The organism is Apilactobacillus ozensis DSM 23829 = JCM 17196 (assembly GCF_001435995.1).
GTDB lineage: Bacteria > Bacillota > Bacilli > Lactobacillales > Lactobacillaceae > Apilactobacillus > Apilactobacillus ozensis.
Genome location: NZ_AYYQ01000027.1, coordinates 26,294 through 38,147, shown reverse-complemented (window position 1 = coordinate 38,147; position 11,854 = coordinate 26,294). Strand labels below are relative to the sequence as shown.

Sequence of the window (11,854 nt, the reverse complement as noted above, 5' to 3'; positions counted from 1 at the left end):
GTTCCTTACACATCATTGATTATCAAAATCTTGTTCAGTTTTCAAAGATCTAATCTGTTTTGTTATCTCCTTAACGACAACTATTTAATAATAACATCTTGTTTTTATTAAGTCAAGCACTTTTTCAATTATTTTTTAGTTAAAAATTTGATTGCTTGTTTTTTGTTCGTCGTCCTTAACAACAGAAACTATTGTATCAAGATTACATATCACCGTCAACCTTTTTTATTAAAAAAGTTCAAAATTATTTAAAAGAGCTTGAATTCCCTATTGTTAAAGCAATATTAAGCATATACATTTTAAAAATAATTAAAATGGACGCAATTTTTGTAATTAACAACGATTGGTTTTGATATAATTAACAAAAAGAGAAAGGTGTAAAAACATGAGCTTTTTTATAGATTTTGTAATTCACATAGATAAACACATTATAAATGTCGTCAATTTTTTTGGAGATTGGACATATTTTATTTTATTCAGCATCATATTCTTAGAAACAGGAGCAGTAATACTACCCTTTTTACCTGGTGACTCATTATTGTTTGCAGCATCAGCTATATCAGCAAACCCAAATTACAACTTAAATATCTGGATCTTTATACTTATATTTTTAATTGCTTCAATCGGAGGAGATTCACTAAACTTCAAATTTGGTAGTATTTTAGGTAAAAAGATTGAATCTGGGAATTCAATTCTAAATAAAGTAATTAAGCCTAAACAGTTAAAGGCAGCTGAAAACTTCTTTAATAGATATGGTAATTTTGCTATATTCATCGCTAGATTTGTTCCAATAATGAGAACTTTTGTACCTTTCATAGCTGCAAGTAGTCATTATAATTATAGAAGATTTGCAAAGTACAATGTTCCATCATGTTTCATATGGGTGTTCTTATTTTGTGGAGCTGGGTACTTCTTTGGTAATATAAAATTCGTCCAAGATAATTTTTCGATTGTCGTGTTAGGAATTTTATTCGTATCGTTAGTCCCTATCATATTTGAAGTTATTAAAAATAAGTTAAAAAATAAATAAAATAAGCCGTACCTTACAGTTTAAGGTACGGCTTATTTTATGTCTCTTTTTCCATAAGCAATAAACAAGTAATTAACAAACAATATGAATAAAAAAATCAAAATAAAAGATTGTGTAAAAAAATCCATCGGCAAAATATTGATCAAAGAATCTAATTTAGAATCAAATATCCAATAATCGTTTGTAAAAATTAGTTTATGAAAAAATATAAAAAATGATTGAAAATCAGTTAAACATAAAACAACAAATAGATATATAAATAAATTCAAAAATTTTAATGGCTGAATTAATATCCATCTTTTATGCAAAATAAGTACTTTTGTATACATTTTGTATAGTAATAAAATAGACGATAGCATCAAAAAGTTATTAAATAATATTAATCTTTTAACATCTAAAAAATGAAAAATTCCAGATTTACTCAGATGAAATGGAGCCAAATTCATAGTATTGATAAAAGGAGATTGCAGGTATTTGATAATACTATCGTAAGCTAAAAAAATTTTATAGCTAGAATATTTATTAAATATTTCTGGATGAAATAGATTTAGATGTATAGCATACAAAACGCTCATATTAGTAACTAAAAATACAGCAGTAGTAATTGAAGCCACAAAAATTAATAGCATTAGTAAATAGCTATACATTTTAAAATGATTGTAAAGCATTAATTATATCGACCATTCATCGAAACTTTTTATTTCATGAGTAGGTTTTACTTTTTTAGTTTTTATTTGTTCAGGCGTAGAAACACCAGTGTAGACCAACAATGTATCAATTCCAAAATTAATTCCAGCAGAAATGTCAGTCATGTAATTATCACCGACCATGACCACATCTTCTTTTTGCAAGCCAATAATTTCCAAAGCATTTTTTAAAATAATACTCTTAGGTTTACCAATGATGATGGGTTCAGTCTGCGTAGCATATTTAACTAAATCAACTAAAGAACCAGCTCCAGGTAGCATCCCTCTTTCATTAGGAATATTAGTATCTGGATTAGTACCTATAAAAGTAGCTCCATTTTGAATTGCTAGTACAGCAATACAGAATTTCTCATACGTAACATCAGTATCAAGCCCTACTACTACATAATCTGGATTTTTTGTCGTAATGGTAAAATTTTTATTTTCTAACGCCGTACATAATCCTGTCTCACCAATTACATAAACTTTTCTAGCATCTAAACTAGCAATTTTATCCATATAATCAGCTGTAGATAAACCAGCTGTATACACATTGCTCTCTTTAACATGTATATCGTGATTATTAGATAAATTATTGACTACATCTCTAGGCATTTTAGTAGTGTTATTAGTGACAAATAGAAATGGAATATTATTTTCCTGTAGTTTTTCAATAAATCTTTTAGCTGCCGCAATTCTTTTTTTACCAGCGTAAATAGTTCCGTCTAAGTCGATAAAATAACCTTTATAGTTTGACATATATTAAACTCCTCACTTATTGTTTTGCATTATTTTAAAAGGATGCTTATTATTTTTAGATTTGGCAACAAGCTTTTGTTTATTTGATTTTCTATTAACTCTATTTTTAGATGATATTTTTTTCTCTACAAACTTATGATTTCGATGCTTTTTATGATTAGATCGGCGTTTATTGTTAACTTCAAATTCAGTCACTTGGTTCTTAGCTTCTAAATTATTTAAAACAAAATACAAAGCCCCAAGATTGCAATATTCTAGTAGATAATCATCTATTGAGCTGTATTGAATAGCCTTGGGTACTTTTTTGCCATCTGAATAAAATCCTTTCAATCTAAGACTATCATATCCATAATCACCAACAATAAAATCATATTTATTAAAAATAGGATTATATCGGTCTTTAAAGTCTTCTAAATTAAAAGAATCATTCTTATTACAAATAATTTTGTAAGTATGATTATTAATCATAATAGTTTCATTATCTGATTGTTCAATCTTAGCTAAAGTACGACGACTACTTTTTCTGTCAGCTACTAGTTCATCCATTCTTTTTCTATCCAATCACAACACCCCCTATTAAAAATATTAAATTGGATACTTTTTTGATAGGTAATCTGCAAAAACTTCACGTAAAGTTTCATCATAAAGCATATTGTTGTTACCCATTATTGAAATAGTTGGAAAAAAGGGAATAAATATATAATGGTCTAGCAAAGCTATGGTGTAACGTTTATTAGGAACCACTATTTCATTGTTATAATAAACAGAACTATCCTTTGAATCATAACGAATTCCTGAATAATTTAAATTGCCAAAATATTTCCCACGAAATCCCATTCCTTTTTGTTCATATGGTACCAAAAAGTTACGATTTTTTTCCATTTCATTAATCATACGCCATAAATCAATACCTAGTAGTTCTGTCCGCATGACATGCATAGAATGTGGTAGTAATTTATGTAACATATTTTTATCAATGATTCCCACTTTTAAATTTCCTAAAAATAGTCCTGAATTAATAACTGCCGCATCAGTTCCAGCTTTTGCTTTCATTGCATTCAAAGCTTCTTTAATCATAAGCGATGGATGGATTAAATCACTATCTAATTCAAATGGTAGTTTAGCAACTTTATGACTAGCTAAAACTTTTTCACCCTCAGCTTTTAAATTATCAATAAACTTAGTATCATCAGTTTCCTGTGGTAGCGTATCGGTTTTAATAGTCCTAGCTTTTTTAGAAATTACATGATGATTATTTAATTCCAAAGTAATTTCACCAATGTAATGACCATATTTGCCCGCAGCAGCTAATAAAACATTATTATCTAGCTCACCTTTAACAAATAAATGATGCGTATGACTACCAATTATAACATCAAATTCTGGATACTTTTGAGCAATCGTACGATCTTGTTTAACTCCTAAATGAGACAACAATACTAAAACATCATATTGACCATGATACTTTTTTAAAAATATTGGGATTTGATGCTGGTCATCAATTGGTTGCCAACCCTGTAAAGTATAAGTAGAAGTGTATGGTGCTGTCATCCCTGTTAAGATAATTCTGGTACCCAAGTCTGTTTGAATCGTCTTTTGTGGTATTGACCAGCTTGGCTTTTGATTATTACTAGCATCTAAAATATTATCTAAAACAATGTCAAAATTTGCTTCATCATACATATGGTTAAGTTGTTGTTTCGTGTTTGTAAGCCCCTCATTATTTCCAATAGTTACAGCATCATAATTTAGTTCATTCATTAAATTCACATTAGCCTTACCATCAGTGGCTTCAGTTAAAGGATGTGCTCTATCCATTGCATCACCCAAATCAACCGTTAGTACTTTATATCCTTTATTCTCTAATTTTTTACGTTCATTAATAATAAATCTTTTTATTTTAGGCCAATTTTCAAAATGGGAATGTAAATCATTGGTATGTAAAATTGCTATCTTTTCTTTCATAAATTATCCTCCTTAACTGACATAATACATATATGATAACAATAAATTTTAATTATAAACAAAAAAGCTTCTAAAATTAATTAGAACCTTTTTCACTCATTGAATGTATTACAAGTAGTATGACAAACCATACTAACGAACCTAATAACGCGATTAAAGTATCCATTTTAAATAACATTACTATAGCTACTAATAAAAAGAATGCTAATACAAAGTAATCGGAAAGTGGATAAATTGGCATCTTAAAAGTCAACTTATTTTCTAAATGATTGTGCTTTGTAATTTTTCTATATTTTAAATGTGCAACTATAATTAATCCCCAAATCAATAGGAAACAAGTTGTTGCAACACTTGAAATAAAGGTAAAGACTCCATTAGGAATCAATTTATTCAAGATTAGGGAAACAGCTATCACAACAATGGAAAATAGTATTGCATTAAACGGTATTTTATTTTTAGACAAAGTCCCTAATTTAGCAGGAAACTTTTTCTTAGAATGATAAGTTAAAGAAAACAACATTCTACCTGTAGTAAAAACAGCTGAATTACATGCTGAAACAGCAGCAGTTAAAACCACAAAATTAATAATGGCCGCAGCTGATTTAATCCCAATACTTTCAAACACTTGTACGAAAGGACTGGATTGAGTGCTTATATGATTCCAAGGATAGATAAACATTAGCACCAATAAAGCACCAATATAAAAAATAAGAATTCGCATTGGAACTTCATTAATAGCTTTTGGAATTACTTTGTTAGGATTGTGAGTTTCTGAAGCAGTCATCCCAATCATTTCAATTCCAGCAAAACTAAAAATAACCATCTGAAAACTTAAAAAGAATCCCTTAGGGCCATTCGCAAAAAAACTACTACCAAAGAAGTTTCCAAAACTTGCATGTCCCATCGGCGTTTTAAAACCTATAAAGACTAAAATTAGTCCTACAACTATCAAAGCTAAAATAGCTACTACCTTAATCATCGAGAACCAGAATTCAGTTTCACCGAAAGCTGAAACGTTAAAAGAATTTAAAAGAAACAACACTAATAAAAAGAATAATCCTGATAACCACTGCGGAATTCCTGGAAACCAAAAATGCACATATAAACTTGCAGCGGTTATTTCAGCCATTGCGATTGTTATCCAACATCCCCAATAAGTCCAACCAGCAACGAAACCTATTTTTTCACCTAAATATTTAGTTATAAAATCAATATATGAATGACAGTTTAAATCTGATAATAGAAGTTCCCCTAAAGCACGCATTAAGAAGAAACAGGCTATTCCAGCAATTAGGTATGAAAGTACAATCGAAGGACCAGCAAAGTTAATCGATTGACCGGCACCTAAAAACAACCCCGTTCCAATCGTTCCTCCTAAAGCAATTAGTTGAACATGCCTGTTTTTTAAACCTTTAGACATTTGTCCATCATTTGAATCTATTTTTTCGGACATTTTTAAACCTCCCTTAAATTATCATAAAATAATTATATCTTTAAAAAGCTAAAATGTTTAATCATAGTAAATAATTCAGAAATGTAGAATCAGCAATAGAATAACGTTTGTTCAACCTTTTATTGTTAAAATGATTTTTTTTCACTTTAAAATGAAAAAAATGACATGCAATTAGAAAAGCATGTCATTAAAATAATTATTTCTTTAGTCTTTCAATATCTCTAACAATCATTAATTCTTCGTTAGTAGGTATTAATAGAGCCTTAGTAGTTGCATCATCAGTACTGATGTCTCTTTCCACTCCACGAATGTGGTTCTTTTCTGGGTCTACTGAAATACCAAAGTAACTCAACTTATCAGCAACCTCTTGTCTAATACCAATATCGTTTTCACCAACACCGGCAGTAAATACCACTGCATCAACACCATTCATTTCTGCAACGTATTGTCCAACGTATCTAACAATGCGGTTCATGTACATATCTCTAGCAAGTTTAGCTTGATGATTGTTGTCCATAACTGCTTCCAAGTCACGCATATCAGCTGAAACTTCTGATACACCTAGCAAGCCAGATTTTTTATTCAAGGTATTAATCATATCGCTCATGTTAGAAATACCATCTTTTTCCATGATATATGATAGTAGTGATGGATCAACATCACCTGAACGAGTAGCCATCATTATTCCAGTTAAAGGTGTGAAACCCATGGAAGTATCTAATGATTTACCATGGTCAACAGCACAAATAGAAGCACCTGCTCCTAAATGCATTATAACTAGTTTCAAATCTTCCACTGGTTTACCTAACATTGACGCTGCTCTACCTGAAACATATCTATAACTAGTTCCATGAGCACCATACTTACGAGCCTTATATTCACGATAGTACTTATATGGTAAGGCATACATATAGTTTTCTTCAGGCATTGATGTATGGAATGAAGTATCAAACACAGCCACACTAATAACGTTTGGCAAAATGTGTTTAAAAGCTTTAATTCCTAGAATGTTAGCTGGTTCATGTAATGGTGCTAATTCTGACAATTCTTCTAACTTATTCAAAACATCGTCATCAATAACTACAGAATCAGTAAAGAATTCACCACCAGCTACAACACGATGACCTACTCCAGTAATCTCATTGTAGTCTTTAATAATATCCAAACTTAATAATTTATCTAAAACTAATTTAATAGCTTCTTCATGATCTTTAATGTCCATAGTTTTGTGGAATTTTTGTCCATCACCATATTTAATGGCTACATCAGATTTAGTTAATCCGATGCGGTCAATAGCTCCACTAGAAATTAATCTTTCTGAAGGCATTTCAAATAATTTAAATTTTAAGGTTGAACTACCAGCATTTATTGCAATTGATTTTTCCATAATTATTAAAATCTCCTTAGTTATTTATGACTTGATAATAAATCTTTTTCTTCCCATTGAACTATTTCAGCAACAAAATGTTGAAACTCTTTAGTGTTTTTAAAAGATGGAAATTCACCAATCATAACTTGGTCAGCTTGTTTGGCATGACTTCCATGCTTTTGCAATATTAGAATAGCTTTTTGTGCTTTATTGTTTTGAAAAATGTCTTTAGGAAGATTAAGTAAACCTTGGAAGTAAGCAGAACCTTGAATCCATTTTAGGAGACCTTTAGATTCTTTAGTTTCAAAAATATTACTTGGTACTAGAAATATTCCAAATCCACCATCTTTAACATGATTCATGCCTTGCTCTATCAATAAGTGATGTGCATAAGAATGACCATCACTTGCTTTAGTTTGATAGTTTTGTACGTTTTCATCAATTGGGTAATAGCCAACTGGTAAATCAGAAACTACCAAATCAACGTCATCGACCAACAAATTATTAATTGAATCTTGATGGATCAATTCAAGTGAATCATGCTTTTTCTGCATTTGAGCATTAATGTTAGCCACAGATAGCATAGAGTCATCGTTATCTATTCCAATTCCATTAACATCAATTTTTAAAGCCTTGTTCAATTGATTCATGATTGCTGTTAACAAGTTTCCAGTCCCAGCTGCTAAATCCAAAATACTTAACTTTTCATAATTTTCAAATATCCTAGTAACAATATATCCGATTATAAAAGCTATTGTATCTGGAGTTATCTGATGATTAGCTTGGATTTTATCTTGTGTGATTGCTTTAATCATAACCATTTGTATAGCTTTTCTAATTGTTTCACTGTCTAATGATGAAATATCAATTTGAGAATACAAATCGTCTAATTTTTTAACTGTGTTATTATCAGGCTTATCATCTTCAACCATAACTTGACCATCTAATAAGTTATTACAAGTTTCAATAAAAGCGTCCATATAAGAAACTTGTAGACTGTTTTTTAGTAGTACAGTTGATTGATCTAATACTTTAAATATATTTTCAATATTTTCTACAGCCAGCAGACTCAGCTCCTTTAAATTTATTAGATAATAACTACTCTCATATTACCAGAAATTTATTAATAAATTCAAGATACTAACAAATAAATTACTTAGTTTTATAACTATTATATTTATTAATCAAAGTTTTATTGATTTTTACTTCATTGTTAAAATCATTCAACCTGTAATAAAGTATCCATGTTAAGAGCAACAGCAACAAAATAGTTATAAATGTAGCTGAACCTTCCTTAAATTTAATCATTTATTATTTCTCCTAAGTTAATAGCTGCGTTGTTAATTTTTGATGATTTTCGAAAGTTACTTGAATAAAAGTTTTGGCCTTATTATTAGTAAAGTTTACGTCTATTACATCATCTAGCATCGGCAAATAACCTTGATTATGATTATTAGTTAGCCTTAGCATATTTTTATAAATTGAAAGATTATAATTTTTGTGATTAGCTACAAGCCCCAAGTTGTGCTTATCGATACTAGCAATCTTAAAATTAAGTTTATTAGATTCTAAGTTATCAATAAAAAGATAGAAATTAGTAACATAATTATGGTGTTTAAGACTAGCTTTGTTAGTGCCGATAATAACTATTATAAGTAAAGACAAAGTAGATAAAATAAAAAGAGACAACAATGTCTCTATTATCGTAAAGCCTGTTTTATTTTTTAATTTGTGCATTTGTGTAATTTTTCCTGCTTTCAATTAATATTTTTCTACTTTCGTTAGTTTTATTATTAATGACTTTAATCGTGTCAAAGTATATAACTAATCCTGTAGATAAAAGCATTAATGCTAAAAGTGTATCAGCTATTGTAAAAGCTTTTTTATACTTTAATATGATATATTCCCCATCCCATTTGAAAAGTCTGCTTATATGTTTTGCCATCGTCAGCGTTCCAGTAGACAGTACATGGCTTCGTATAGCCATCCGGATTAATCTTTAATTTGTAAGAACTGTGTAAGGTGAGTTCTTTAGGAATAATTAATTCATCTTTTTTATAAGGATTAATAAAATATATGGTATTGTTGTTTTTATTAATAAAAACAGTAGTTGCAACATTTTTTTGTTTAGAAAATAATTGTTGCTGCGACCAATAACTATGAAAACTGTTAAAAAAGTAATCAATTTTATATTTATTCCAGTTTAGCTGAGACATGAAAAATATAAGTAAAACCACGATTGTTGATATTAAAAGCGTAACCAAAGTTTCAGCTAAGGTAAAAGCTGATTTATGACTTGTCATTTAAGACCTTATTATCTTTAATCGTAAGCCCCATTTTTTTAGCATTATTAATTTGTTTTTCTGTTAAGTAGCCATCTTTTTGTAGCATTTCAAAATCTACTTTTTTGTCTTTGTCATCGTCTAAATATGAATCAATTTGATTCTGAATAACTAATGTCATAGCGTTCGAATGTATCTTATTAGCTTTATTTTTTTGAGCTGATAAATTTGGAACTATTATTAAAATCAATAAAGAAATAATAAATAAAACGATTGTCATTTCAATTAACGTAAAAGCTTTTTTAGTCTTATGCAATTCATTAAATTCCCTTCATAGATTGATAAACTGGTAATAATATACTCATATACGTGATTACAATAACGATTCCAATTATTAAAAATATCAATGGTTGAATAGCGTTAATAAGCCGATTGATTCGTTTATCCATATTTGTAAAAGAAACATTTGAGAAAGCCAGAAAATGATTAGCTAATTCTAATTTAGGTAATCCTTGAGTAATAAAAATAGTGTACTCTTTTGGAATGAAATTATATTTTTCTATAAAAGACTTGTATGACTGCCCAGAATTTAAATGCTGGTTAAGTAGACTGGATAATTGATATATAACTGTATTTTCATCAAATTTGCCTACCACATTAATCACTTTTTGGATGTCTAGTCCACTATTCAAAAATAAAAATAAATTAATCGACAAATAATAACTTAAGTAATAGCTATAAACTTTGCCGAATAGTGGAACTTTAGTAAAAATTTTAACTCTAGTAATTGGGCTCAAGTTATGCATACATTTATAAATAACTAAAAATCCGCCTAAAAGTATAACAGCTATCCCTATAATTACATATAAACTCATCATTGGTGAGACCAAGTAAGAATCCATTTCGCTCATTTGTGGCATAATCACATTACTGATTAATAAAACTACAGCGAATAGCATTAGAATTAAAAATGCTGGATAAATTAAAATATTCTTGATTTTTTTATTGTAAGTATCGATAACTTGAGTAAATGTACCTAAGCCCTTTAGTGAATTATTTAACGTACCATTGTTTTCACTAATCAATAGCTGATTATAAAAATTATGGTTAATCAAAGACTTTACACTATAGCTAAACGAATGCCCTTCACTCAGCCTTTTTTCAGCTAAAGATAATTTAGAGCTATTAGTGGTATTGCACAAAAAGGTGATTGAATCTTTTATTGAAAATCCTACAGATATTAATTCATTTAATCTATTGAAAAGATTAGATTGATCAACCAATTTCATTTGCTTATTACAGAATTGTTTTATCATAAACTTTCTGATTAATTTTTTGACTTTGTAAAAGTACATCTAATTTTTTGTTCCATTCCTGACTATAGTGATTGTCTGTTTTTTTATCGTAAAATAATTCTTGATTAGTCGACATAGTTGCCATAAGATACATATTATCATTATTACTAGGGACTAATTTCTGATAAATAATAGAATTAATTGCATATTTTAAATAGTCATTATTAATTCCTAACTTCAATAGCCTTTTAATTACACCAATGTGACTATTAGCATGAATTGTACTCAAAACTAGGTGTCCACTTAGTGCTGCTTTAACTGCAACAGCAGCAGTATTCTCATCTCTAATTTCACCAATTATGAAAATATCTGGGCGATTACGGAGTCCTACTTTTAACAAGTCTTCATATTTCATATTAGAGTTTTCATTTACCTGTAGCTGTAGAAAGTTTTCTTCGTGAATTTCAATTGGATCTTCAATCGTCATAACCATTTTATTTTTGCCATAATATTTAGCAATATTATATATAGATGTAGTTTTACCGGAACCAGTGGGACCAGCAAACAAAACTATTCCATTAGATAAATTCTGTTTACTTAACATTTTAATTGGGTTATTTAATTCATCATAATAGTCATTTTTTTCAGAACTATATAATACTCTAATCACTATAGAATCACGATTTTGAAAATCACCCACTGATGAAAATCTTAAATATATTTTTTTAGATTTAATTTTTCTAATAATAGATCCCATTTGTGGACGACGGTGTTCGCTCACTGACATATTCGAAATATATTTACAAAAATTTATTAATTGCTGTGCTTTACTAGAAGATAATTGAACGTAAAGTTCATTAAAATGCGCTCTTCTAAATTTGACTTCATAACTATTACCTACTGGCAAAATATAAATGTCTGATATATTATCATCAAACGCTTGCTCTATAATTTCGTTAAATAACGTCTCAATAATTTTTCACCTCCTGAATATAATTACGCGATACATATAAAA

Annotated in this window: 14 protein-coding genes; 1 reads left to right on the top strand and 13 read right to left on the bottom strand. The window is 29.0% G+C overall.

Going from position 1 to position 11,854, the window contains the following annotated elements:
• Positions 1-385: 385 nt before the first annotated feature.
• Positions 386-1,030 carry a VTT domain-containing protein gene (locus tag FD06_RS03350; protein ID WP_054658287.1) on the top strand — a complete coding sequence of 215 codons (645 nt, stop codon included), beginning with the start codon at positions 386-388 and terminating at the stop codon, positions 1,028-1,030.
• Positions 1,031-1,062: 32 nt separating this feature from the next.
• Here FD06_RS03350 and FD06_RS07800 read toward each other — a convergent pair whose 3' ends face one another.
• The 13 genes from FD06_RS07800 to comGA all read right to left on the bottom strand — a co-directional run bounded on the left by FD06_RS07800 (position 1,063) and on the right by comGA (position 11,812).
• Positions 1,063-1,659, bottom strand: coding sequence for a TIGR01906 family membrane protein (locus FD06_RS07800; protein ID WP_420834750.1), 597 nt, complete (start codon positions 1,657-1,659; stop codon positions 1,063-1,065).
• Between the two features lie 42 nt (positions 1,660-1,701).
• Complete coding sequence (locus FD06_RS03340; RefSeq protein WP_056966075.1) at positions 1,702-2,475, bottom strand: TIGR01457 family HAD-type hydrolase; 774 nt, start codon at positions 2,473-2,475, stop codon at positions 1,702-1,704.
• Positions 2,476-2,487: 12 nt separating this feature from the next.
• Entirely contained in the window at positions 2,488-3,036 is a 549-nt protein-coding gene (locus FD06_RS03335) for a YutD family protein (RefSeq protein WP_056966073.1), read from the bottom strand.
• Positions 3,037-3,060: 24 nt separating this feature from the next.
• A complete protein-coding gene (locus FD06_RS03330) occupies positions 3,061-4,440 on the bottom strand; it encodes a bifunctional metallophosphatase/5'-nucleotidase (RefSeq protein ID WP_056966070.1) in 1,380 nt (459 codons plus the stop codon).
• Positions 4,441-4,516: 76 nt separating this feature from the next.
• Complete coding sequence (locus FD06_RS03325) at positions 4,517-5,893, bottom strand: amino acid permease (RefSeq protein ID WP_056966068.1); 1,377 nt, start codon at positions 5,891-5,893, stop codon at positions 4,517-4,519.
• Positions 5,894-6,089: 196 nt separating this feature from the next.
• Entirely contained in the window at positions 6,090-7,280 is a 1,191-nt protein-coding gene (locus FD06_RS03320; RefSeq protein WP_054658292.1) for an acetate/propionate family kinase, read from the bottom strand.
• A 20-nt stretch (positions 7,281-7,300) separates the two neighbouring features.
• Positions 7,301-8,302 carry a class I SAM-dependent methyltransferase gene (locus FD06_RS03315; protein ID WP_338024192.1) on the bottom strand — a complete coding sequence of 334 codons (1,002 nt, stop codon included), beginning with the start codon at positions 8,300-8,302 and terminating at the stop codon, positions 7,301-7,303.
• Positions 8,303-8,414: 112 nt separating this feature from the next.
• Positions 8,415-8,570: a hypothetical protein gene (locus FD06_RS07595; protein ID WP_156403089.1), complete on the bottom strand. Its 156-nt coding sequence runs from the start codon at positions 8,568-8,570 to the stop codon at positions 8,415-8,417.
• Between the two features lie 12 nt (positions 8,571-8,582).
• Entirely contained in the window at positions 8,583-8,999 is a 417-nt protein-coding gene (locus FD06_RS03310; protein ID WP_156403088.1) for a competence type IV pilus minor pilin ComGF, read from the bottom strand.
• Between the two features lie 146 nt (positions 9,000-9,145).
• Entirely contained in the window at positions 9,146-9,565 is a 420-nt protein-coding gene (locus FD06_RS03305) for a hypothetical protein (RefSeq protein WP_056966062.1), read from the bottom strand.
• The gene (gene comGC / locus FD06_RS03300; protein WP_082605279.1) at positions 9,552-9,860 is read right to left on the bottom strand and encodes a competence type IV pilus major pilin ComGC; all 309 of its coding nucleotides are present in this window, start codon (positions 9,858-9,860) and stop codon (positions 9,552-9,554) included. Before comGC ends, FD06_RS03305 begins: the two co-directional genes overlap by 14 nt.
• Before the next feature lie 4 nt (positions 9,861-9,864).
• Positions 9,865-10,860 carry a type II secretion system F family protein gene (locus FD06_RS03295; RefSeq protein ID WP_162256007.1) on the bottom strand — a complete coding sequence of 332 codons (996 nt, stop codon included), beginning with the start codon at positions 10,858-10,860 and terminating at the stop codon, positions 9,865-9,867.
• On the bottom strand, positions 10,841-11,812 hold the full coding sequence (gene comGA, locus FD06_RS03290; protein WP_476726728.1) for a competence type IV pilus ATPase ComGA: 972 nt from the start codon (positions 11,810-11,812) through the stop codon (positions 10,841-10,843). Before comGA ends, FD06_RS03295 begins: the two co-directional genes overlap by 20 nt.
• Between the last annotated feature and the right edge of the window lie 42 nt (positions 11,813-11,854).